The organism is Caballeronia insecticola (genome assembly GCF_000402035.1).
In the GTDB taxonomy this organism is placed as follows: Bacteria; Pseudomonadota; Gammaproteobacteria; order Burkholderiales; family Burkholderiaceae; genus Caballeronia; species Caballeronia insecticola.
This window is the reverse complement of record NC_021287.1, coordinates 954809-977720: the sequence shown is the minus strand read 5'-3', so window position 1 is coordinate 977720 and position 22912 is coordinate 954809. Positions and strand designations below refer to the sequence as shown.

Genomic DNA, 22912 nt, shown 5'->3' with positions numbered 1-22912 from the left:
TCGAATGTCAGCGACATCTCCAGAAGAGCCGGACGCACCGCTCGCGAGCCTATTGCTCATCACGTTCAACCAGCAGGACACCGTCGCCGATGCGATTCGCGGTGCACTCGCCCAGACCTGGGCGCCGCTCGAAATCCTGATTTCGGACGACGCCTCCTCCGACGGCACCTTCGCGGTCGCCGAGGCCTGCGTGCGCGCTTATCGCGGTCCGCACACGGTGCGGCTGTATCGCAACGAGAAAAATCTCGGCATCAGCGCGCATCTGAGCGCGCTTGCGGCGCGCGCGTCGGGCGAAATGCTGTTCATTGCCGCCGGCGACGATATCTCCAGACCCGAGCGCGTCGCGCGCGTGATGCGCGTGTGGCTGGAGAGCGGCCGGCGCTACGACCTGATCGCAACCGACCTGCAGGACCTCGACGCCGAGGGCAACACGCACGGCGTGCTGCGCGTGACCGATCTCGACGACTATCGCAGCTTCGAGGCGTGGTCGGGCCGGCGTCCGCATCTGGTCGGCGCCGCGCACGCGTGGGCGCGGCGGCTGTTCGACGCGTTCGGACCGATCGCACCGGGCATCTACGGCGAAGACCAGATCATGGCGTTTCGCGCCATCATGAGTCGCGGCGCGCACACCTTGCACGAACCGCTCGTGCAGTACCGGCGCGGCGGCCTGTCGCGCAAGCGCAAATGGCGCACGCCTGCAGATTTCGTCGCGCGCATCAAGCTCGCGAATCTCAACGGCACGGGCGAGACTCGCCAGCTCGTGAGCGACGCCGAAAAGGTCGGCGTCGGTCCCGAGATGCGCGCGCTGCTCGCCGGGAAAGCCGCGCGCGAAAGCTATGTGAGCGCGGTGTTCGGTGACCTGCCGTTCGCCCGCAAGCTCGCGCTGCTCGCCGCATCGAAGGATGTGAGCTTCGGCTTTCGCTGCCGGATGCTGGTCTACGCAACGTGTCCGTGGCTGCTCGCGCCGTTTTTCTTCGTGAAGTGGCATCTGCGCGGATGAACGCGTTTTCCTTCGCCCGAACAGAACGAACAGAACAACCCGGCGCGCCGCGCCGGTCAAAGGCAACATGAACTCCCCCACGCTCGGCATCGCCATCATCACGCACAATGCGGCAGCGCGGCTCGCGCAGTGTCTGCAGGCGCTTTCCTTCGCCGATGAAATTGTCATCGTGGATGGCGGCAGCACGGATGCGACCGTGGGCATCGCGGAGACGCATCGCGCGCGCGTGATCGTGGCGCGCGACTGGCCGGGCTTCGGCCCGCAGAAGAATCGCGCGCTCGACGCGCTGTCGACCGACTGGGTGCTCTCCATCGACGCCGACGAAATCGTCACGCCCGAACTCGCGGCATCGATCCGCGCGGCGATCACCGATCCGCGTGCGGACGTCTATGCCGTCGATCGTCTGTCGAGCTTTTGCGGGGTGTGGGTGAAGCACAGCGGCTGGTATCCCGACTGGATTCCGCGCCTGTTCCGGCGCGGCACGGCGCGCTTCTCGCCCGACCTGGTCCACGAACGGCTCGTGCTGTCGACGGGCAAGCCGGTCGCGCGCCTGTCCGGCCGCCTGATGCATTACTCCTACGAGGATTTCGAAGCGGTGCTGCGCAAGCTCGACGCGTACTCGACGGCGGGCGCGGCGCAGCGCCACGCGGCGGGCAAGCGCGGCAGTTTCGGCATTGCGCTGACACGCGGCGCGTGGGCGTTCGTGCGCACGTATGTGCTGCGGCGCGGATTTCTCGATGGCCGCACGGGATTCATGATCGCCGTGTTCAATGCGCAGACCGTCTATTACCGGTTTCTGAAGCTCGCGCAGATGAACGAGTTGCGCTAAGGCTCAACGCGTCCCGACGATGCCGCGCGCGAGTTCGACCAGCGCGCTCACGTGCGATGCAACGTCCGCGTCGTAGCGCACGGCATCGCCCGATACGCGTGGCGTACTGCGCCGCATTTCGATGGCGTCGAGCACGACGCAACGCAGGTCGTCGGCATCGCCCGACTTGAAGACGTGCTTCGCGTGATCGGCGATAGCGTCGCAGCAGCCGATGCACGCGGGAAAGATCACCGGCGTGCCGCACATCACCGATTCGATTCCGACCAGCCCGAACGGCTCATAGCTCGACGCGAGTATGGTGAAGTCCGCAGCGCGATACGCGTCTTCGATGTCCTTCGCATAGCCGACATAGCGCACGTTCGGCGCGGGCTTTTCCGGCGCGCGCCCGGCGACCGCGATCACCACGTTCATGCCGGCCAGCGCCGTCTCGATCAGCGGCAAGCCCTTGCGTACGTGACTGCTCGACGGAAACAGCAGCACGGTGTCGTCGGGCTTGAAGCCGAATTGCTCGCGCAGACGCGCGCGTTCGGCGGCATCGACGGGAGAAAAACGCGCGCGGTCCACCGGCGGATACAGCACGCGAATCTTTTGCTCGTCGATGCCGTAGAGCGTGCGAAGTTCGTCGCGCATCATGTCCGAATGCGCGACGATCACTTCCGCTCGCGCATACTGCCGCCGTTCGAGCGCAATCTGCCGCGTATCCGAGCGCTTCTCGCGGCGACCGGTCGCGCGCAGGAAACCGATATGCGTGCCGCCGCAGATCGCGATCTCCGAGCCTTCCACGCGGTTGCAGCCGATCAGCACATCGACCTTCGCCTTCCTGCGCGCGCGTTTCAGCGCCCAGGAAAAATACGCGTCGCGCAGCTTGCCCGGCAGGAACGACACCTTGATGCGATGCGCTTCGATCAGGCGGCTCTCCGGCAGCGACTTGTCGATCTTGCGCGCGAAGAACGCGGGCTTCGTGCGACCGTCGAAACCCGCGCCGGCGAGCCCGCGCACGAGATCCATCGCGTAGCGTTCGAGGCCGCCCGAGTGCTTTAGCGCGTTCGCCGATATGCCGATGCGCATCAGTAGACGATTTCGATCGCGCTGCCCGCGAATTCGCCGCGCAGCGCCGTGATGAGTTCGTCGGTCGGCTTGACGCGCCACGCGTCGCCCAGGCGAACTTCGCCTTCGGCGTGCTCGCTCCGATAAACGATGCTCACGTTCAGCCCGTTCGGGATGGGCGCGGACTGCCGCGAGCGGCCGTTCTCGCGCGCGGGCGCGGGCGGCGGTTCCGTCTGCGCGCCGGCCGCGTGGGCTTCGAGCACGCGGCGCAGGCGCAAGGCGTCGGCGTTGCCGTTCATCTCGACCTTAAGCGACTGCGCATAGCGGCTGCGGGCGCGCTCGAGATCCATGGCCGTATCGACCGTGAAGCGGATGCCGCCCGTGAACGCGTCGTTACGCGCCTGACCCTGCACGACGAGCAATTCGTCTTCCTTGAAGAGCGCCTTGTTGGCCTCGAACTGCTCGTTGAAGACGGTGACTTCGCATTGGCCGCTGCCGTCGTCGAGATTGACGATCATCATCTTGCCGCGCTGGGTCATCTGCGTGCGCAGCGCGGAAATCACGCCCGCGACGAGCTTGTCGCGCCCTTCCTTGAGTTCGCCGATCTTCTGGCGCACGAAGCGGCGCACTTCGCCCTTGTACGCGTCGAACAGATGCCCCGACAAATAGAAGCCCAGCGCAGTCTTCTCTTCCTGCAAGCGCTTTTTGTCCGACCACATGGCTTCCTCGACGAGTTCATGCGCTTGCAGCGGCGCGTCGCCCATGTCGAAAAGGCCTGCTTGCATCGCGTTGGCGGCCGCCTGATCGGCGGCTTCCATGGCGAGCGGCACGGAGGCGAGCAGTTGCGCGCGGTTGGCGTGGAGCGCGTCGAGCGCGCCCGCGCGGATCAGCGCTTCCACCGTGCGGCGATTCACGACGCGCCGGTCGATGCGTTCGCAGAAATCGAAGAGATCGGTAAACGGCCCGTCTTCGCGCGCGCGCAGGATTTCCTCGATCGCGTTCTGCCCACTGCCCTTCACCGCGCCGAGACCGTAGCGGATGGTCTTCGAGCGCTTGCCATCGGCTTCGGCCACCGGCTCGAAACGATACGCCGACTGGTTGATGTCCGGCGGCAACACTTTCATGCCGTTCGCGATGCAGTCTTCGAAGAGGATCTTGACCTTGTCGGTGTCGTCCATGGCGAGCGACATATTGGCCGCCATGAATTCCGCCGGATGATGCGCCTTCAACCACGCCGTGTGATACGCGAGCAGCGCGTAAGCGGCCGCGTGCGACTTGTTGAAGCCGTAGCCCGCGAACTTCTCCATCAGGTCGAAGGTCTCGTCCGCTTTTTGCGCGGTGAGACCGTTCTTCGCCGCGCCTTCGCGGAACAGCTCGCGATGCTTGGCCATTTCCTCGGGCTTCTTCTTGCCCATCGCGCGGCGCAGCAAGTCCGCGCCGCCGAGCGAGTAGCCGCCGATGATCTGCGCCATCTGCATCACCTGCTCCTGATAGACCATGATGCCGTAGGTCTCTTTCAGGACGGGTTCGACGCGCGGGTCCGGATACTCGACGATCTCGCGCCCGTGCTTACGCGCGCAGAAGCTCGGAATCAGGTCCATCGGCCCCGGACGATACAGCGCCACCAGCGCAATGATGTCCTCGAAGCGGTCCGGCTGCGCGTCCTTCAGCATGCCCTGCATGCCGCGGCTTTCCAGCTGGAACACGGCGACGGTGTTCGCTTTCTTGAGGATCGAGAACGAAGCGGGATCGTCCAGCGGAACCTGCGTGAGATTCCAGTCTTTCTTCGACGGATCGAGCCGGCGAATATAGCGTTCGGCCCAGTCGAGAATGGTGAGCGTGGTCAGGCCCAAGAAGTCGAACTTGACGAGGCCGACGGCTTCCACGTCGTCCTTGTCGTACTGGCTGACCACGCCGCCGTCTTCGCCCTGCGTGTAGAGCGGGCAAAAGTCGGTGAGCTTGCCCGGCGCGATCAGCACGCCGCCCGCGTGCATGCCGACGTTACGCGTCAGGCCTTCCACGCGCTGCGCAAGTTCGAGCAACTGATGCACTTCGTCTTCGGAATCGAAGCGTTCCTGCAGCGTCGGCTCTTCCCTCATCGCATCCGCGATGGTCACGTGCTTGCCCGGCTTGAACGGAATCAACTTGGCGATGCCGTCCGTGAACATGTAGCCGAGATCGAGCACCCGGCCGATATCGCGCACCGCGGCCTTCGCGGCCATGGTGCCGAAGGTGGCGATCTGCGATACGGCGTCCGCGCCATACTTCTGCTTCACGTACTGAATGACGCGGTCGCGGCCTTCCTGACAGAAGTCGATGTCGAAGTCGGGCATCGACACGCGCTCCGGATTCAGGAAGCGCTCGAACAGCAGGTTGTAGCGCAGCGGGTCGAGGTCCGTGATGCCGAGCGCATAAGCGACGAGCGAACCCGCACCCGAGCCGCGGCCCGGACCCACCGGCACGCCATTGTTCTTCGCCCACATGATGAAGTCGGCGACGATCAGGAAGTAGCCCGGAAAGCCCATCTTGATGATGGTGCCGCACTCGAACTCGAGGCGCTCGTAGTACGTCTGCCGCTGCGCTTCGCGTTCGGCTTCGACGGGATAAAGCTGCTGCAGGCGTACTTCGAGCCCTTCCTTCGACAAGTGCACGAGGTAGTCGTCGAGCGACATGCCGTCGGGCGTCGGGAAGAGCGGCAGTTTCGGCTTGCCGAGTTCGAGCGTCAGATTGCAGCGCTTGGCAATCTCGACGGTATTCGCGAGCGCGGACGGCAGATCCGCGAAAAGCGCGCACATCTCGTCCTGCGTGCGGAAGTACTGATCGGTCGTGAAGCGCTTCTGACGGCGCGGATTGGCGAGCATGTCGCCTTCCGAAATGCACACGCGCGCCTCGTGGGCGGTGTAATCGTCGGCGGTCATGAACTGCAGCGGATGCGTGGCGACCACCGGCAGCCGGAGCTTCGCGGCGAGCGCAACCGCCTCCGTGATGTACGCCTGCTCGCCGGGTTGCCCCGCGCGCTGCAATTCGATGTAGAAGGCGTCCGGAAAGCACTTCGCCCAGCGTTCCGCATGGCGCTGCGCACTGGCCGCATTCCCCGCCGCCAGCGCCATGCCGATGTCGCCCGTCTGCGCGCCGGAGAGCGCGAGCAGACCTTCGGCCAGACCTTCGTCGAGCCATTCGACGAGCACTTCGGCGCGGCCGCGATACTGGTTCGTCAGCCACGCGCGGCTCAAAAGCTCGCAGAGGTTGAGATAACCTTGTTTGTCGCGCACGAGCAGCAACAGGCGCGAGGGCTTGTCACGATCGTCGGGATTGGTGATCCAGACATCGCAACCGGCGATGGGCTTTACGCCCGCGCCGCGCGCTTCCTTGTAGAACCGCACGAGACCGAATGCATTGCCGAGATCGGTGAGCGCGAGCGCGCCCTGCCCGTCTTTGGCGGCAGCCTTGACGACGTCGTCCAGCCGCACGATGCCGTCGGCGATCGAGAATTCGGAGTGGACGCGGAGATGAACGAAGCGGGGATCTGACATGGCGACATTGTACATGCGGGGCCTGCGCGGACACGCCGTGCGAGCCCGCGTTGGCCGAACGGATAAGGCCTTGAAAGCTTTCGAATTTGCGCGTGCGCAAAGGCCGGCGCCACGCGCGCGGAGAATCCGCGGGGCGCGCCGGCCATTTGCGGGATAATACGTGTTTTGCTTTCGAATTTCGCGCACGCCGCGCCGTCTTTCCGTCATCCGATCATGAGCATCCTGAATCTCTCCGCCTACAAATTCGTCACCATCGAAGACGGAGCCGCCTGGCGGCCGCTCGTCACCGAACGCTGCAACGCGCTCGGGCTGAAGGGCACGATCCTGCTGGCGCCGGAGGGCATCAATCTGTTCATCGCCGGGCCGATTCCGGAGGTTCGCGAATTCATCGACTACATTCGCAGCGACGCGCTCTACGGCGGCCGTTTCGCCGATCTGCAATTCAAGGAAAGCCTCTCCGAGAAGCAGCCGTTCCGCCGCATGCTGGTGAAGCTCAAGCGCGAAATCATCACGATGAAAAAGCCCGCGATCAAGCCGGAACTCGGCCGTGCGCCGTTCGTCGATGCGCCCACGCTGAAGGCCTGGCTCGACCGCGGCCATGACGATCAGGGCCGCCCCGTCGTGATGCTCGACACGCGCAACGCGTTCGAGGTCGACGTCGGCACATTCGACAACGCGCTCGACTACCGCATCACGAAGTTCAGCGAGTTTCCCGAGGTGATCGAGCAGAATCGCGCAGATTTGGAAGGCAAGACTGTCGTGTCGTTTTGTACGGGCGGGATTCGCTGCGAAAAAGCGGCCATTCACATGAAGGAAGTCGGCATCGAGCACGTTTATCAGCTCGAAGGCGGCATTCTCAAGTACTTCGAGGAAGTGGGCGGCGCGCATTACAACGGCGAGTGTTTCGTGTTCGATTACCGCACCGCGCTCGATCCGCACCTGCAGCCGACCGCGACGTCGCAATGCTTCGGCTGCCGCGCGGTGGTGTCCGTCGACGATCAGCGCTCGCCGTTCTACAAGCCGGGCGAAACCTGCCCCGCCTGCCATCCGGACGCCGTCGGCCGGGCCGCTTAACCGTATTCGATGACCTATCGCGGCCGCTTCGCGCCCTCGCCTACCGGTCCGCTGCACGCGGGGTCGCTTGTCAGCGCGCTGGCCAGTTTTCTCGATGCGCGGGCGCATCGCGGCAGTTGGATCGTGCGTATCGAGGATGTCGATACGCCGCGCACCGTCCCCGGCGCCGCCGATGAAATCCTCGCGACGCTCGCGCATTTCGGCATGCATTCCGACGCGCCGCCGCTCTGGCAAAGCGCGCGCGGCGACGCGTATCAGGCCGCGTTCGAGCGGCTTCAGGCCACGGGTCTCGTTTATCCGTGCGGCTGCACGCGTCGCGAAATCGCGGATTCGCTCGTGCAGGCGCATGCGCGCCACGCGACGCTCGCCTATCCGGGCACGTGCCGCCACGGTCTGAACGGGCGTCCCGCGCGCGCGTGGCGGCTGCGCGTGCCCGATGGCGACGCCGCGCGCCTTTCCTTCACCGATCGCTGGCAAGGGCCGCAGACACAGGATCTCGCGACCGAGGTCGGCGACTTCGCGCTGAAGCGCGCGGACGGCTTGTGGGCGTACCAGCTCGCCGTGGTCGTCGACGATGCCGACGCCGGCATCACGCACGTCGTGCGCGGCGCCGATCTGCTCGATTCGACGGCGCGGCAAATCTATCTGCAACACTGCCTCGGCGAACCGACGCCGGCTTATCTGCATGTGCCGGTCGTGAGCAACGACGCGGGCGAAAAGCTCAGCAAGCAGACCGGCGCGGCCCCGCTCGACCGTCACGCGCCGCTCGATGCGCTCGCGCAGGCCGCGCGCCATCTGGGCCTCGACGTATCCGCCGATTCACTCGATTCGCTTGATACGTTTTACAGCACCGCGACGGCCGAGTGGGCGAAGCGTTTCATCGGGCAGTAGATCCACAGCCTTTTGGCACGCGCAATCAAAAAAAAGCAGCCACGCGGGCTGCTTTTTTCTAGCTTCGACGAACGCCTGTCAAGAAGGTTTGCGCGGCATCCCGAGCCCGCCCAGCAACGCGGCGAGCGGCTGCTTCGGCGCACTCTTGCGCTCCGGTTCGACCGTCTCTTCCTGATGGCGCTTCATCGCCGAGGGCGACGGTTCGTACGGCTTCAGGAAAAACTCGTCGACGGGCTGCTGACGGCCGCGCGGACGATCATGCGCACCCGGCGCACGACGGCGCGGACCGGCTTCGTCGCGCGGTGCGTGACGGTGCTCGCCGCGTTCCGGGCGGCCGAAACGCTCGTCGCGGCGCGGCGACGAACCATCGCGATGCATGCGCGTCGCGACGACCAGCGTCTCGACTTCGAGCGGACGCTTGATCAGCTTTTCGATATCCGCGAGCTGCTTGCGTTCGTTGGCGCTGCACAGCGACAGCGCATCGCCCGAAGCGCCCGCGCGCCCCGTGCGTCCGATACGGTGCACGTAATCTTCGGCGTTGAACGGCAGATCGAAGTTGATGACGGCCGGCAATTCCGCGATATCGAGACCGCGCGCGGCGACATCGGTGGCGACGAGCGCTTCGATCTCGCCGCGCTTGAATGCGTCGAGCGCCTGCATGCGTTCGCCCTGCGTGCGGTCGCCGTGAATCGCCGTGGCGACGATGCCGTCGCGCTCCAGCACGCGCGCCAGCCGGCTCGCGCCGATCTTGCTGTTGCAGAACACGATCACCTGCTTGAGCGCGCGTTCGCGAATCAGTTGCGCGACCGCGCCGGACTTGTCGCTCTCGTGCACCTCGAAGACGATCTGGCGCACGTTGGTCGCGGTCGAATTGCTGCGCGCGACTTCGATGGTCTGCGGATTACGCAGATAAGTCGCCGCGAGCTTCTTGATTTCAGGCGAAAACGTTGCAGAAAAGAGCAGCGTCTGGCGCTCCTTCGGCAGCAGATTCAGGATGCGCTGGAGATCCGGCAGGAAACCCATGTCGAGCATGCGGTCGGCCTCGTCCAGCACGAGCATCTGCACTTGTCCGAGGTTGACCGTTTTCTGCTGGACGTGATCGAGCAGGCGTCCCGGCGTCGCGATCAGGATTTCGACGCCCCGGCGCAGCGCCTCGGACTGCGGATTCATGTCGACGCCGCCGAACACCACCGTGCTGCGCAGCGGCGTGTGTTTCGAGTAGGTCTGCACGTTCGCGGCAACCTGGTCGGCGAGTTCGCGCGTCGGCGTGAGCATCAGCGCGCGCACCGGATGCCGCGCGGGCGATGCGCTCGTGCTGGCAGTCGGCAACAGGCGCTGGATGATCGGCAGCGAGAAACTCGCGGTCTTGCCGGTGCCGGTCTGCGCGGCGCCCATGACGTCGCGGCCCGCGAGCACGACGGGAATGGCCTGGGCCTGAATCGGCGTCGGCGTGGTGTAGCCGGACTCGCGCACCGCTTTCAGGATGTCGGCGGACAAACCGAACTGGTCGAACGTAGGCGCGGCGGCCTCGGCGGTGGACGTGTTCGTGGCGACGGAATCGGACATGGTGATTTTATTGGCTTTCGCTAAATTTTCCGCTCATTGCGGCGCGCGTAAGAGACCGGTCTGGACGCGGTCGGATCGTTCGGGCGATCGGGCGCGACCGGTCGCTTACGCGGATGTGTTTCGTTGCGCTCGCAGCGCGTACGTCGCGCGCGGGCGGTGGTGCCGGGCGTTTGGCCCGTTCGGCGGGCCTGGCTGACGCCGCTTTTTTGGCCTCGCTTTTTAGCCGCTTATCGGCCGCTTTCGGCCTCTCATTGGCCGCATTCGGGCTGCTATCAAGCTGCGTTGGAACTTGCCACAGCCGCCGCCCGTATTCAGCCCGCCCTTTGCCGTTCCGATACAACCCGGTTTCGGTGACGTCTTGAAGGCAGCCGCCAACGTCCGTCCTGACCGTGCGGCTCGCACTGGCCGATGCACCGCTCGGGCCCGCACCGGACGGCGATGCCGGACATTCTGGATTGTGTCCGGCCGCAGGCTGCAAGTCGCGAGGCCGTAAAGCCTCACATTGTAACACCGCGCATGCCGCCACTTCGGCCGGCCGCCGCCGGAACATGAGCGCGGCAGAACCGCGCAGCACGCGGCGCGCGCTCCTATTTCTTGCGCGTCTCGCAGTCGGCAAGCAGCGGCGACGAATCCTTCGCGGCCATCTCGTCGTAGAGATTGGCTTGCGGGCCCTTGGTCCACCACGTGTATTGATCGGCGACGTATTTTGCGCCCGATCCCGCAATCACGTTGACGAAAAGAAGCTTGCGTCCGTCGACAGTCAGCGCCGCGAAGCTCTGATGGTTGCGCGTGTTCGTATACAGGACGGTGACGCTCTTGCCGCCCTTGCAGTCGTAGCGCGTCGTTTGCGTCGATGCGGTCTGAATCTGCGGCACGGTAAGCGGCATGGCGAACGCGGCCTGTGCGCCCAGCATCGCCAGCGTGCATGCGAGAAGTCTTTTCATCGTTCGGTTCGCCTCGGGTTCACGATCGGTTCGATATCGGGCGCCGATGCGTCACGGATCGATCACTTCCGCGCACGCGTCGGTCGGCGCGGCCGCGACGTGGCCGACGAGCGGCACGATCTTCAGCCCCGCCGAGGCGATCCGGCACGGCGCTGCCGCCAAACCGCAGCCCGACAGGCCCAGGGAAGCCGCGACGAGCACGGCCAGCACTTTCCATTTCACTTGCTTGCTCCCGCCGGCGCCTGAGCGCCGTTCATCTGACCGATACCGATACCGGCCGCACTTTCGACGCCGCGAGTTTCGCGCGCTCGCGCGCCTCGTCCGTGTCGACACCCGTTGCCAGCGCGACGCCCATGCGCCGCTTCACGAAACTCTCGGGCTTGCCGAAGAGCCGCAGATCCGCGCCCGGCACGGCAAGCGCCTCTGCCACGCCTTCGAACGCGATGCCCGCCTCGTCCAGGCCACCATAAATGACGGCGGATGCGCCCGGCGCACGCAGCGCGGTATCGACGGGCAAGCCGAGAATCGCGCGGGCGTGCAGTTCGAATTCGGAAAAACGTTGTGTGGCGAGCGTCACGAGGCCGGTGTCGTGCGGACGCGGGCTCACTTCGGAGAACCAGACGTCGTCGCCGCGCACGAACAGTTCGACGCCGAAGAGTCCGCGGCCGCCCAGCGCCGTCGTCACTTTCGCGGCGACATCGCGCGATTTTTCAAGCGCAGCCGGACTCATTGCCTGCGGTTGCCACGATTCGACGTAGTCGCCCGCGACCTGGACGTGACCGATCGGCTCGCAGAAATACGTCTGCGTCTCGCCGCTCGCCGCGTCCGCCGCGCGCACGGTGAGCTGCGTGATTTCGTATTCGAAGTCGACGAAGCCCTCGACGATCACGCGCCCGTGATTCACGCGGCCGCCCGCCATCGCGTAATTCCATGCGGGCTCGACATCGGCGTCGCGTTTCAGCACCGACTGCCCTTTCCCCGACGACGACATCACCGGCTTCACCACGCATGGAAAGCCGATCTTCGCGATCGCCGCCTTCATTTCTTCGAGCGAATTCGCGAACGCATAGGGCGAAGTCGGCAGGCCGAGCGTCTCGGCGGCCAGGCGCCGAATGCCTTCGCGGTTCATCGTGAGTTGCGTGGCGCGGGCCGTCGGGATGACAGTCGCGAGCCCGGCCGCTTCGATTTCCGCGAGCGCATCGGTCGCGATCGCCTCGATCTCCGGCACGATCAGATGCGGCTGTTCCCGCTCGACAAGCGCGCGCAACGCGGCGGCGTCGGTCATGTCGATGACGTGCGCGCGGTGCGCGACCTGATGCCCCGGCGCGTTCGCATAACGGTCGACGGCGATGACCTCCACGCCCAGACGCTGCAGCGCGATGATCACTTCCTTGCCGAGTTCGCCCGCGCCCAGCAGCATGACGCGCGTTGCGTGCGGCGAGAGCGGCGTGCCGATGCGAGCGCCCGCTTGCGTGGCGTGCGAGTCGTGGGCGGCGCTGCGTGGATCGGTCTGCATGTGTGCTCCAGGATGAATCGGTGGCGAGAGCCGGTCGGCGGCTTGGTTCTAAAGCTGATCCAGCGGCCGTTTCGGCAGAACAGGGCGGGATGTTAACACGCAGCGCAGGCCGCAACAGCCCTGCCGTCCGGCCTATTGACAACGCTGAAGGCAACGCCGAAAGACCGCCGCGAACGCCTCGTCGCCTGCGCTATTGACACACGATTGCGTGGCGAAATTCCCCGCAATCGCCGACGATTCCGCGCCGGCGCGACCCGGGCGATCATTTTGTTGCATCTCGGCGCTGGACAAATCGTAGGACGAGTGCGATACGCTTACGGTTTCGGCAGCTTCAGGATCATCGATGGCCACGCACTTTCTCCGCGCGCCCGCTTCACGTTCGCCGCACTCCCTGCGCTCTTCGCGCTTCGTTTCGCGCTGTGTTTCTCTGGCCGCGTGCGCGTTCCTCGTCGCCGGCTGCGCAATGCCGAAGCATCCCGATGCCAGCGCGCCGCCCACGGATCCGTACAATCCCGCCGCCACGCAGTTGCTCGACGACACGCAGTGGGACCTCACGAGCTGGACCGACGCCCAGGGTCAGGCGCGCGCCGTTCCGCACGGCGCTCAGGACGGCGGCCAGCCGCTCACGCTCGAATTTTCGACCGCGAGCGGCCATCGGCGGGCGAGCGGCTTTTCGGGCTGCAATCGCTACACGGGCACGTACGACCTGAAGGACGGCAAGCTAGCGTTCGGACCGATCGCCGGCACGCGCATGGCGTGCGTGTCCGGTGCGGGCGCCGCGCTGGAGCAGCCTTATCTCGACGCGCTCGCGCACATCGCGAAAAGCGGCGTGCAGATGAACCCGCCGCAAGCGTTGCAACTGACGATCGCTGACGGTCAGGTGCTCACCTTCGCGCCGCATGCGCAGTGAGCGCCACGGGTTATTGGACGCGCAAGTGTTGCGTGCGTGCGGCACGTGCACTTTGCATGCGCGTCACCCCGTGCGCCAGCCGTTAAACTGCTCAGTCGAATGACGCCGTCGCTAACACGGAAAGTCGCGCGGAAAGTCACGGCTGGGCAGCAGTCTTTTTCGTTTCATCCAACATCGATTTAATCTCAGGCATGCACATGGTAGTTCTCGGCTGGTTCGGTGCATCGGTCATCTGGTTCGCTCCGCTTCTTTGGCGCATCGTCAAAATGATGCTGCCGGGCGGCGGCGGACTGCGCGGCCCCGGCACGATCCGCCTCTGGCTCGGCTTTCTGGCCGTGCTGCTCGCGAGCAGCACGCTCGAAGGCGCGTTTGCGGGTTCGCTTGAAACGCAGATCAATATCAATCGCGGCGGGCGTGCGCTCGCCGATGCCTTGAGCGCGCTCGCGCATCCGGCTGGCACGCGCGCGATCGCCGTGCTCGTGCTCGCGGTGTTCCTGCCCTGGCTCATCGAGTTCAGCTGGCGCTCCGTGCTCGCCTGGGCGGAAGAGTCGTTCGGCTTCGGATTGCCGCAGAGCTGGATCACGCCGCCCGAACGCGAGGCCGAGCCGCGCCCGGCGAAAGAGCCGCGCGACAAATCCATCGGCTGGTTCGAGCGCCGCGCCCGCGCCCGCGCCGAGCGCGATGGGCAGGAACGCGGCCTTCGCGCCGAACGCTCGGATGCACCCACGCCGCGCACGGGTCCGGATGAGCCGACGCTCGGCCTGCCGACGGGCAACCGGCGCAGTCGCTATCAGCGCCCGACCGTGTGGCGTCCACCCGCGATCAGCAAGGGCGCAACAGCCGCAGGCGACATTCAGGCGCGAAGGCCCGCTCACGTCGAGCCCGTTGCGCCGGCGGACTGGTTGAAGCCGTCGGCGGCAGCGGCGAGTCGCGATGTCGGCGCGCAGTTTCCGCCGCGTCAGGCGTCCGCGTTCGCCGCATCGGGGTCGGGGCTGCGTGCCTCCGTCGCCGTGGACAGACCGTTCGGTCAGAAGCCCACCGGCGCCGATGCGCGGATGAATCGGCCGCGTAACCCAGCCACGTCGATGCCGGCGCAGCGCACGTCCGGCGCGTTTGCGTCGGTTGCGTCGGTTGCGTCCGCAGCAACAGGTGTGGGCACGGGCGTCTCTCGCAAACCCATGCCTGCGTCACAAGCAGCACCGGGCATCGTCAGGCGTCCTGCCGGTCAGCCGGGCGCGAACGCCCCCGCGCGCGAATTCGACCCGGCGCCGCTCGCCGCGCCCGCGTTCTCGCGCCCGTCGACGCCGCTTCAGCCTGCTGGACCGCCGCCCGCGCCGGAGTCGATCCAGGCGACATTGCGCTCCATCGAGGAGAAGACTGCGATGTGGACGTCGCTCGCCGGGGCGAGTCTCGCTCGCGGCCATGTGGCGATGGCGAAGGCGGGCCAGCCGGGCGCGGAAACTTCGCTGCTTGCTCAGCCGGATACATCGACGTACGAGTCCGCTGGCTCCGTCGCGACAGCCTTTGAAACGAGCGTGGTCGAGACGGCGCGAGAGCCCGTGATTGCGGCGGCTTTTGCGCCCGTGACCGCGCCTGCGCCCGTGTTCACGCAGGAAACGGTGAAGGACATCGAAACGCCGCCGCTCGCCGCACACTCGATCGCGCCCGCGCTCGCCGAACCGCCGCCGCTCTTCGATATGCCGCTTACGACTGCGGCGGCGGCATACGCAAATACCGTCAGCCTCGAACCGGGCAGCGTCGCAAGCTCCGCACATGCGAACACGAACACGAACGCGAACGTGAGCGCCCCCGTCACCGCGCCGCCGTTGCCTCGCGTCGACCAGACGCCGCCGCAAGTCTCAGCGTTGGAAGACGACTATCGCGACATCGCGTCGACACCGCCCTGGCTGGACGCCGCCACGCCCAAACAGGCCTGGAGCGAGCCGCTCGCCGCGCCGCTTCCGCGCGTAATCGACGAACCGGCCGCCAAGCAGGCGACGCCCGCCGCGCAAGGACAAACCGCGCCGATCGGTGGCGAAGAGGACGATCTCGCCCCGACATCGAACGTCGTGCGCTTCCCCGTCGCGACGACCGCCACGATCGCGACCACCGCGACGACCACGAGCAACGCCGTGCCGCTGGCTGAGCCGCTCTTCGCGCCCGACGTGCCAAACGTAGCGAACGTGCCGACCCCGCCGCCGGCCAACGTCGCAGCGGCCAGCGTCGCACCGCCCTCCCCCGCCGAGCCGCGCCCGTCCATACGTGGCTTCGAGCCGACCGAATTCGAGTTCCATGCACCGCACGCATCGGCAGTCGAGTTGCCGACGCTCGATCTCCTCGAACCCGCATCCGACGAAGTCGAGCCCGTCTCCGAAGCAAGCCTGGCCGACACGGGCCAGTTGATCGAGCAGCGCCTGCAGGAATTCAAGGTGCCGGTGACGGTCGTCGGCGCGTCGGCCGGGCCGGTCATCACGCGCTTCGAGGTCGAGCCGGCGCTCGGCGTGCGCGGCAGTCAGATCGTCGGGCTGATGAAGGATCTGTCGCGCGGTCTGGGACTCACGTCGATCCGCGTCGTCGAGACGATTCCGGGCAAGACCTGCATGGGTCTCGAACTGCCGAACCCGAAGCGCCAGATGATCCGTCTCTCGGAAATTCTCGAAGACGACGTCTATCGCAACTCGAAGTCGAATCTGACGATCGCGATGGGCAAGGACATCGTCGGCAATCCGGTCGTCACGGATCTCGCGCGCGCGCCGCACATGCTGGTCGCGGGTACGACCGGCTCGGGCAAGTCGGTCGCCATCAACGCGATGATCCTCTCGCTGCTCTACAAGGCGAAGCCCGAGGACGTGCGCCTCATCATGATCGACCCGAAGATGCTGGAGCTTTCGGTCTACGAAGGCATTCCGCATCTGCTCGCGCCGGTCGTGACCGACATGAAGCTCGCATCGAACGCGCTCAACTGGTGCGTCGGCGAAATGGAAAAACGCTATCGGCTGATGTCGGCGGTCGGCGTGCGCAATCTGCAAGGCTTCAACCAGAAGATCCGCACCATGGAAGCGGCGGGCAAGAAGCTCACGAATCCGTTCTCGCTGACGCCCGACGCGCCCGAGCCGCTGGCACCGCTGCCGCTTATCGTCGTGGTCATCGACGAACTGGCGGATCTCATGATGGTCGCGGGCAAGCAGATCGAGCAGTTGATCGCGCGGCTCGCGCAGAAGGCGCGCGCTGCCGGCATCCACTTGATTCTCGCGACGCAGCGCCCGTCGGTCGACGTGATCACCGGCCTCATCAAGGCGAACATCCCGACGCGCGTGGCCTTCCAGGTTTCGTCGAAGATCGATTCGCGCACGATTCTCGACCAGATGGGCGCGGAATCGCTGCTCGGCGCGGGCGACATGCTGTTCCTGCCGCCCGGCACGGGTTATCCGCAGCGCGTGCACGGCGCGTTCGTCGCGGACGACGAAGTGCATCGCGTGGTCGAGTATCTGAAGCAGTTCGGCGAACCGGAGTACGAAGAAGGCATTCTCTCCGGGCCAACGCCCGAAGGCGGCGCGACGCAGGACCTGTTCGGCGAGTCGCCCGAGGCCGAAGCCGATCCGCTCTACGACGAAGCCGTGGCTTTCGTCGTGCGCACGCGGCGCGCGTCGATTTCGTCGGTGCAGCGGCAACTGCGCATCGGCTATAACCGCGCGGCGCGCCTCGTCGAGCAAATGGAGACCGCCGGGCTCGTGTCGTCGATGAGCAGCAACGGCAACCGCGAAGTGCTCGCGCCGCCCGGCCCGGCGGAGTAGCGGCTACCGGAGAGGGCTACCAGAGCCGCAAACGGCGCAGCAGATAGATCGTGATGGCGGCGCAACCCGTCATCACGCCGATCACGATCCAGAACGAAGCCGGATCGTGCGTGCCCGGCAGACCCGCCACGTTCATGCCGAAGATGCCCGTCACGAGCGTGGCGGGCAGCAGCAACGCGGAGATGATCGCGAGCCACAACAGCTTGTGGTTGATGTCCTCCGAGAGCGCCGCGGCAATTTCATCCTGCAAGAGCTTCGCGCGTTCGTAGAGTCCTTCCAGACCGGCGCCCAGGCCGTTCAATACCTGAATTGCCTGCACGAGCGCTTCCATCGAACGCGGCTCGGCCCATTCGAGCTTGCGCATGACCAGTTGCGTCAGCGCGTTGCGCTCCGGATCGATGAACCGCTTCACCTCGACGATACGCCGCCGCGCCCCGCCCAGCAGCGCGCGGCACTTCGAATGGCCGCCTTCGAGCACGCTTTCCTCGACGTCGTCGAGACAGTCGCCTATTTCGTCGACCCGGTTCGCGAACGTGTCGTTCAGCGCGCCAATCAGGCCGGCGAACAGGTCGACGGGATCGCGGAACGTCGTGCCTTCGAGCACGGCGTGACGCAGCCGGTCGGTCGATTGCAGCGGCCGCGCGCGCACGGTGATCATGCGGTGCTTGTCGACATAAAAGCGCAGCGCGCCGGTTGCGCGGTTCGCTTCGCGGGCGTCGGGCGCGGCGGCGTCGGGCGTTTTCGCGACAAGTTCGAGATCCGCGACGACGCCGTACATGAAGTTCGAGCCGATGTGCAAGCGCGGACGCTTATCTTCGCCGTTCAGGAATTCACGCGCGACATCGGGCATCGACGTGACACCTTCGAGCCAGCCTTCGACGGTGTCGTCGTTGGCCGAAAGATGCAGCCATGTCGGGCCGTCGCCCGCGACGGCTGTGCGCGCTTCGTCCCACGAAAGCCGCAGCGCCTGGCCGCCGGCGAAGCTAAACGCGCTGATGAAACCCGACGGCGCGGATTCATCGCGCTTCGAGGTGGACCGCTCGCGCGATTCGAATGTTTGAATCATGTTCAATCTGACCTTCCCTGCTATTGCCTTTCAATTTCTCAGTACACCTTTCAGCCGCACGCGAGTGCGCAGGCGCGCCGGAAACGCATCGTACTAGAACTCGACACGGCGACGCAGAAGGAGCGCGCCGCGCGCGTCGAGTTATGACGGCGATACGAACTTGAAGTCGACCGGCGAGCCGATCGACAGCCGTTTCGGATCCGATGCAAGCTCGCCGGTCGTGGGATCGCGGCGGAAGAAATAGGCGCTGTCGCTCTCCTGGTTCCCGACGACGAGCCAGCGCCCGCTCGGATCGATTGCGAATTCGCGCGGCGTCTTGCCGAGCGTCGGGTAACGCTTGAGCAACTTCAGGCGGCCGGTTCCCGGATCGACCGCGAACGAAACGAGTTCGTTGGCGTCGCCGCGATTCGTTGCATAGAGAAAGCGCCCGTCCGGCGACAGATGCACCGCGCCGCCGCCGATCTTGCCTCTAAAACCCGGCGCGATCATCGACACGGTTTGCACGGGCGTGAGCTGGCCGTCGCGATAATCGAACACGAGCACCGACGCATTCAGCTCGGTGGTGAGATACGCGTGCTTGCCGCTTTCGTCGAAGATCAGATGGCGCGGGCCCGAGCCCGGCTTGATCGGCGTATAGCGCGCCTCCGTCGGACCGAACAGGCCGCGGCTGCTCGCGGACGGATCGGGCGTGTAGCGATACGCGAACACCTTGTCGACGCCGAGATCCTGCGCGAAAAGATACTTGCCGTCGGGCGAGAAAACGGTCGAGTGCACGTGAGAATTGTCCTGCCGCCCTTTCACCGGGCCGCCGCCTTCATGATGCACGGTCAGCACGGATGTGCCGACGTGGCCGTCGGAGGCAATCGGGAAGACCGCGAAGCTGCCGCCCGGATTCGACGCGACGGAATAATTCGCGGTCAGCAAGTATTTTCCATCGGGCGAAAGCGCGAGATAGCAGGGATCGTTGCCATCCGCCGAGACGCGATTGAGAAAGCTCAACTGGCCGCTCGCGCGATCGAAGCGAAAAGCGCTGATGCCGCCGCGCTGCGACGCCGGACCGTTGTCGCCGGGCAATTCGTTCACTGCGTACACGTAATTCCGGTCGCGGCTCACGACGAGATAGGACGGGTTCACCGTCTGTGCCGAAGCAATGCGCGAAAGTTCGCCATTGCCGGTATCGAAACGATAGACATAAATGCCTTCGCTTTTGCCACCCGCCGTATAGGTGCCGATGAGCAGATCGTAGACTTGCCCGCCCGATGCGGCCGATGCGCCCGTACCGCTGGCGGCGTCCGGCGCGGCGGGCGTCTGCGCGAACGCCTGCGCCGCCGCGAGCGAGAGCATCAGCGCGACGCCTTTCACCCAGCGGATCGGTCTGATACGCGTCGGGTACGTCAGGCGCGCGTCTTGCAACGGGGTGGCCTGCGTGAGTGCGAATGCATGGGCGCGGCGGGAATCGCTCAGGTGCATGAAACCTCCTCATCGTCTCTGTGCTGCTCGTTATTCAGAAGCGATGCGCGTGCAGGCATCGCCGGGCCAGGACGTGCGGGAGCAAGTTCCGCTCCAAAGTCATGCAAGCATGCGATGACGTATCACGCATGACGCTGTCCCGACGAACGCGCTGCATCCAAGATACACCACGAATACATCACCGAATGCACCACCGAATGCACCACGCAAGACAGGCCCACCGACACGATTCGAACCAACAACAGGAGTCGCCGCCATGAACATTCACTTAAGCCTGGGCCCGCTGGTTTCCCTGATCGCCGGGATCCTCATTCTCATCATGCCGCGCCTGCTGAACTTCATCGTCGCGATCTATTTGATCGTGATCGGGCTGATCGGCCTGTTCGGCATGGGATCGATGCATTTCTGAGCGCGCTTTCTACGCACGCCGTTTCGCGCAAGGATACGCACACGCACACGGACTGACCCGCGTGCGTGTGCAAAGTGTCACGAAAACGAAACGGCGGCGAGGCTTCGCGGATTCCGCCCAGATTTCAACCGTTCGCGAGTTGATCCAGACGCAGACGCCCTTGCAGCGACAACGCGCCGACCGAGACGCCGCTCACGCCGAAGGAATAGCGGTTGAAGCAGCCGCGCTCGGTGAGGAATGCGGCGGCGGTGTCCATCGCATTGCGCGACAGACCGAGATGCTTGTGATCGAGCGCAAGCAGCGGCTCGGCGTCGGAGACGCGGCTTGCGGCGGAAAGAATGGCGATGCAATCGGCTTTCGACGGATAGAGCATGGGGTTCCGTTCCTCGAAAACACTACGTTATGGATCGGCCGGAAGGATGGCGAGCCCGGCACGCGCACGACGGCTTGAAAGACGCGTAAGAACACGCGCAGGTCATGCATGAAAGACCCGCAAAAGACCTTTGAGTTTCGACGCCTGAGCCTTTCACGGAGCTTAAATTTAAACATCAGTCGAATGATTTATCAATGGCGCGAAGTCCGTCCGTTTGCGTCGGCGGACACCGTATGAAGTCGCCGGGTGTGATCACGGCCGGCCACGTTTCCTGCTCATATCGAACGATTGCGGCAGAATGCGGCCAGAAAGCATGCGCGGCGTCGCTTCGGCCGGGATGCGGATGACCCGCGCTTCGCCCGGGGCGTCACGCGTCCCGGATTTTTTGCCTAACCCGCGGCGCGCGTGCAGATCCGGCGCGCGCCGCCGCAAGCAGGAAGATGTTCGCTTATGCCAGCTTTGATCGAAGACTATGCGATGGTCGGCGACGGCCACACCGCAGCGCTCATTTCACGCGACGGCTCCGTCGACTGGCTCTGTTGGCCGCGCTTCGACTCCGGCGCGTGCTTCGCCGCGCTGCTCGGGACGCCCGAGCACGGCCGCTGGCTCATCGCGCCCGAGATGCCCGACGGCGAAGCGCCCGTCATCACGCGCCGCTATCGCGAGGACACGCTGGTTCTCGAAACCGATTTCGAAACGCCGCAAGGCGCGATCACCATCGTCGACTTCATGCCGCTGCGCAACGGTCATTCGGAACTCGTGCGCATCGTGATCGGACGGCGCGGCACGGTGCGCATGAAGATGGAGCTCGTGCTGCGTTTCGACTACGGCTCGGCGGTGCCGTGGGTCAGCCGTCTGCCTGATGACAGCGGCATTCGCGCCATCGCCGGACCGGATCTCGCGGTGCTGCGCACGCCTGTCGATCTCGTCGGCGAGAACATGCATACGACCGCCTGCTTCGACGTCAGCGCGGGCGAGCGCGTACCGTTCTCGCTGTGCTATTCGCAATCGCATCTGCGGCTGCCGCACGCGAGCGATCCGCATACGCAACTCGCGCGCACCGAGAACCACTGGCGCGAATGGTCCGGCCAGAGCGAACTCAAGGGCCACTGGGCGCCGGCGATCCGCCGCTCGCTCATCACGCTCAAGGCGCTCGCCTATGAGCCGACGGGCGGCATCGTTGCCGCGCCGACGACGTCGCTGCCCGAGCAGCTTGGCGGCACGCGCAACTGGGACTATCGCTACTGCTGGCTGCGCGACGCGACCATCACGCTGCTTGCGATGATGCGCGGCGGCTATTACGACGAAGCCCGCGCCTGGCGCGCGTGGCTGGGGCGCGTGATGGCCGGGTCGCCTTCGCAGATTCAGATCATGTACGGCATCGCGGGCGAACGACGCCTGCCCGAATGGGAGATTCCGTGGCTGCCGGGCTATGAAGGCGCGGCGCCGGTGCGCATCGGCAACGGCGCGGTCGACCAGTTGCAGCTCGACGTCTACGGCGAAGTGATGAACGCGCTGCATCTCGCGCGCGTCGGCGGCCTGCAGAGCGACGAAACCGCCTGGTCGATCCAGTGCGCCATGCTGCAACACCTCGACACGATCTGGGAGCAGCCCGACGAAGGCATCTGGGAAGTGCGCGGCGGACGGCAGCACTTCACGTTCTCGAAGGTGATGGCGTGGGTCGCGTACGACCGGGCGATCAAATCGGCGGAAAAGTTCGACTTGCCGGGACCGATCGATCACTGGCGCGCGATGCGCACGCGCATTCGCACCGAAGTGCTGAAGAACAGCTGGAATCCGCAGCTCAATTCCTTCACCCAGGCATACGGCAGCGACGCGCTCGACGCGAGCCTTCTGCTGATCCCATTGCTCGGCTTTTTGCCGCCAAACGATCCGCGAGTGACCGGAACCGTACATGCGATCGAGACCGGATTGACGCACGATGGCCTCGTGAAGCGCTATCACACCACCGAAGTGTCGGACGGACTGCCGCCCGGAGAAGGCACGTTTCTCGCATGTAGCTTCTGGCTGGTCGACAACCTGGCATTGCAGGGCCGGATCGACGAGGCGCACCGGATGTTCGAGCGGCTTGTCGGACTTGCGAACGATGTCGGGCTGCTGGCCGAGGAATACGACACGGTCGCGAAGCGCATGGTCGGGAATTTTCCGCAGGCGTTCACGCACGTGGCGCTCGTGCACACAGGGATGAACCTGATGCGCCACGAGGAAGAGATGGCGAAGGCGACCGGCCGGCCGACGGATTCCGAAGGCCCGAGCGAGGACGCGCAAGCCGAAATCGACGCCGCCACGGGAAAGTCTTAAAGCACTGTTTTGCCTGGCGAAATTGATGTTTTAGAGGTACCATTGCTGCATTGCACAATTCGGAACCCGTAATATCTTCCGACCGATTGTCGTTTTGGGAAAGGCAGTTTTAACCGATCTATTGAATTGCGTGCTTAATGCGCGGAAAATCTTGCCTCGGCTCAAGCT

General features: G+C 65.3%; 17 protein-coding genes. 8 read left to right on the top strand and 9 right to left on the bottom strand.

Going from position 1 to position 22912, the window contains the following annotated elements; genetic code table 11:
* Positions 1 to 4: 4 nt before the first annotated feature.
* Together BRPE64_RS04495 and BRPE64_RS04490 are read left to right on the top strand one after the other, a co-directional pair.
* On the top strand, positions 5 to 1000 hold the full coding sequence (locus tag BRPE64_RS04495; protein WP_044041244.1) for a glycosyltransferase family 2 protein: 996 nt from the start codon (positions 5 to 7) through the stop codon (positions 998 to 1000).
* A 67-nt stretch (positions 1001 to 1067) separates the two neighbouring features.
* Positions 1068 to 1829: a glycosyltransferase family 2 protein gene (locus tag BRPE64_RS04490; protein WP_016344838.1), complete on the top strand. Its 762-nt coding sequence runs from the start codon at positions 1068 to 1070 to the stop codon at positions 1827 to 1829.
* Positions 1830 to 1832: 3 nt separating this feature from the next.
* Here BRPE64_RS04490 and BRPE64_RS04485 read toward each other — a convergent pair whose 3' ends face one another.
* Positions 1833 to 2897, bottom strand: coding sequence for a glycosyltransferase family 4 protein (locus BRPE64_RS04485; protein WP_016344837.1), 1065 nt, complete (start codon positions 2895 to 2897; stop codon positions 1833 to 1835).
* Positions 2897 to 6424 (bottom strand): DNA polymerase III subunit alpha, encoded by a 3528-nt coding sequence (dnaE, locus tag BRPE64_RS04480; protein WP_016344836.1) that lies wholly within the window; start codon positions 6422 to 6424, stop codon positions 2897 to 2899. The genes BRPE64_RS04485 and dnaE overlap by 1 nt, the downstream gene beginning before the upstream one ends.
* 198 nt (positions 6425 to 6622) lie before the next feature.
* On the opposite strand from dnaE, the gene BRPE64_RS04475 reads away from it, so the two are divergent.
* Together BRPE64_RS04475 and gluQRS are read left to right on the top strand one after the other, a co-directional pair.
* The gene (locus tag BRPE64_RS04475) at positions 6623 to 7483 is read left to right on the top strand and encodes a sulfurtransferase (RefSeq protein ID WP_044041953.1); all 861 of its coding nucleotides are present in this window, start codon (positions 6623 to 6625) and stop codon (positions 7481 to 7483) included.
* A gap of 9 nt (positions 7484 to 7492) precedes the next feature.
* Positions 7493 to 8374, top strand: coding sequence for a tRNA glutamyl-Q(34) synthetase GluQRS (gluQRS, locus tag BRPE64_RS04470; RefSeq protein ID WP_016344834.1), 882 nt, complete (start codon positions 7493 to 7495; stop codon positions 8372 to 8374).
* 78 nt (positions 8375 to 8452) lie between these two features.
* On the opposite strand, the gene BRPE64_RS04465 is transcribed toward gluQRS, so the two are convergent.
* The 4 genes from BRPE64_RS04465 to purT form a co-directional block, all read right to left on the bottom strand.
* Positions 8453 to 9940, bottom strand: a complete 1488-nt coding sequence (locus tag BRPE64_RS04465) for a DEAD/DEAH box helicase (RefSeq protein ID WP_016344833.1) — start codon at positions 9938 to 9940, stop codon at positions 8453 to 8455.
* 587 nt (positions 9941 to 10527) lie between these two features.
* Complete coding sequence (locus BRPE64_RS04460) at positions 10528 to 10884, bottom strand: MliC family protein (RefSeq protein WP_016344832.1); 357 nt, start codon at positions 10882 to 10884, stop codon at positions 10528 to 10530.
* Positions 10885 to 10935: 51 nt separating this feature from the next.
* On the bottom strand, positions 10936 to 11106 hold the full coding sequence (locus tag BRPE64_RS33420; RefSeq protein ID WP_016344831.1) for a DUF6726 family protein: 171 nt from the start codon (positions 11104 to 11106) through the stop codon (positions 10936 to 10938).
* A 31-nt stretch (positions 11107 to 11137) separates the two neighbouring features.
* Positions 11138 to 12400 carry a formate-dependent phosphoribosylglycinamide formyltransferase gene (purT, locus tag BRPE64_RS04455; RefSeq protein ID WP_016344830.1) on the bottom strand — a complete coding sequence of 421 codons (1263 nt, stop codon included), beginning with the start codon at positions 12398 to 12400 and terminating at the stop codon, positions 11138 to 11140.
* A gap of 343 nt (positions 12401 to 12743) precedes the next feature.
* Between purT and BRPE64_RS04450 the strand changes: the two genes are divergently transcribed.
* Both BRPE64_RS04450 and BRPE64_RS04445 read left to right on the top strand, forming a co-directional pair.
* Complete coding sequence (locus BRPE64_RS04450) at positions 12744 to 13310, top strand: META domain-containing protein (protein WP_044041243.1); 567 nt, start codon at positions 12744 to 12746, stop codon at positions 13308 to 13310.
* Positions 13311 to 13501: 191 nt separating this feature from the next.
* Positions 13502 to 17104, top strand: coding sequence for a DNA translocase FtsK (locus BRPE64_RS04445; RefSeq protein WP_044041242.1), 3603 nt, complete (start codon positions 13502 to 13504; stop codon positions 17102 to 17104).
* A gap of 16 nt (positions 17105 to 17120) precedes the next feature.
* On the opposite strand, the gene BRPE64_RS04440 is transcribed toward BRPE64_RS04445, so the two are convergent.
* Both BRPE64_RS04440 and BRPE64_RS04435 read right to left on the bottom strand, forming a co-directional pair.
* On the bottom strand, positions 17121 to 18170 hold the full coding sequence (locus tag BRPE64_RS04440; protein ID WP_016344826.1) for a transporter: 1050 nt from the start codon (positions 18168 to 18170) through the stop codon (positions 17121 to 17123).
* 141 nt (positions 18171 to 18311) lie between these two features.
* Positions 18312 to 19640: a lactonase family protein gene (locus BRPE64_RS04435; protein ID WP_016344824.1), complete on the bottom strand. Its 1329-nt coding sequence runs from the start codon at positions 19638 to 19640 to the stop codon at positions 18312 to 18314.
* Positions 19641 to 19896: 256 nt separating this feature from the next.
* Between BRPE64_RS04435 and BRPE64_RS32235 the strand changes: the two genes are divergently transcribed.
* Positions 19897 to 20049, top strand: a complete 153-nt coding sequence (locus BRPE64_RS32235) for a DUF3096 domain-containing protein (RefSeq protein WP_016344822.1) — start codon at positions 19897 to 19899, stop codon at positions 20047 to 20049.
* A gap of 124 nt (positions 20050 to 20173) precedes the next feature.
* On the opposite strand, the gene BRPE64_RS04430 is transcribed toward BRPE64_RS32235, so the two are convergent.
* Positions 20174 to 20422: a hypothetical protein gene (locus BRPE64_RS04430; protein ID WP_016344821.1), complete on the bottom strand. Its 249-nt coding sequence runs from the start codon at positions 20420 to 20422 to the stop codon at positions 20174 to 20176.
* A 450-nt stretch (positions 20423 to 20872) separates the two neighbouring features.
* On the opposite strand from BRPE64_RS04430, the gene BRPE64_RS04420 reads away from it, so the two are divergent.
* The gene (locus BRPE64_RS04420; protein WP_044041241.1) at positions 20873 to 22744 is read left to right on the top strand and encodes a glycoside hydrolase family 15 protein; all 1872 of its coding nucleotides are present in this window, start codon (positions 20873 to 20875) and stop codon (positions 22742 to 22744) included.
* The last annotated feature ends 168 nt before the right edge of the window (positions 22745 to 22912 follow it).

Excerpts from the sequence above, each read along its gene's own strand:
- BRPE64_RS04440 (WP_016344826.1), bottom strand. The coding sequence starts at position 18,170 with ATGATTCAAACATTCGAATCGCGCGAGCGGTCCACCTCGAAGCGCGAT.
- BRPE64_RS04490 (WP_016344838.1), top strand. The coding sequence starts at position 1,068 with ATGAACTCCCCCACGCTCGGCATCGCCATCATCACGCACAATGCGGCA.
- BRPE64_RS04460 (WP_016344832.1), bottom strand. The coding sequence starts at position 10,884 with ATGAAAAGACTTCTCGCATGCACGCTGGCGATGCTGGGCGCACAGGCC.
- BRPE64_RS04495 (WP_044041244.1), top strand. The coding sequence starts at position 5 with ATGTCAGCGACATCTCCAGAAGAGCCGGACGCACCGCTCGCGAGCCTA.
- BRPE64_RS04430 (WP_016344821.1), bottom strand. The coding sequence starts at position 20,422 with ATGCTCTATCCGTCGAAAGCCGATTGCATCGCCATTCTTTCCGCCGCA.
- purT (WP_016344830.1), bottom strand. The coding sequence starts at position 12,400 with ATGCAGACCGATCCACGCAGCGCCGCCCACGACTCGCACGCCACGCAA.
- BRPE64_RS04485 (WP_016344837.1), bottom strand. The coding sequence starts at position 2,897 with ATGCGCATCGGCATATCGGCGAACGCGCTAAAGCACTCGGGCGGCCTC.
- gluQRS (WP_016344834.1), top strand. The coding sequence starts at position 7,493 with ATGACCTATCGCGGCCGCTTCGCGCCCTCGCCTACCGGTCCGCTGCAC.
- dnaE (WP_016344836.1), bottom strand. The coding sequence starts at position 6,424 with ATGTACAATGTCGCCATGTCAGATCCCCGCTTCGTTCATCTCCGCGTC.
- BRPE64_RS04475 (WP_044041953.1), top strand. The coding sequence starts at position 6,623 with ATGAGCATCCTGAATCTCTCCGCCTACAAATTCGTCACCATCGAAGAC.
- BRPE64_RS04420 (WP_044041241.1), top strand. The coding sequence starts at position 20,873 with ATGCCAGCTTTGATCGAAGACTATGCGATGGTCGGCGACGGCCACACC.
- BRPE64_RS04445 (WP_044041242.1), top strand. The coding sequence starts at position 13,502 with ATGCACATGGTAGTTCTCGGCTGGTTCGGTGCATCGGTCATCTGGTTC.
- BRPE64_RS32235 (WP_016344822.1), top strand. The coding sequence starts at position 19,897 with ATGAACATTCACTTAAGCCTGGGCCCGCTGGTTTCCCTGATCGCCGGG.
- BRPE64_RS04465 (WP_016344833.1), bottom strand. The coding sequence starts at position 9,940 with ATGTCCGATTCCGTCGCCACGAACACGTCCACCGCCGAGGCCGCCGCG.
- BRPE64_RS04450 (WP_044041243.1), top strand. The coding sequence starts at position 12,744 with ATGGCCACGCACTTTCTCCGCGCGCCCGCTTCACGTTCGCCGCACTCC.
- BRPE64_RS04435 (WP_016344824.1), bottom strand. The coding sequence starts at position 19,640 with ATGCACCTGAGCGATTCCCGCCGCGCCCATGCATTCGCACTCACGCAG.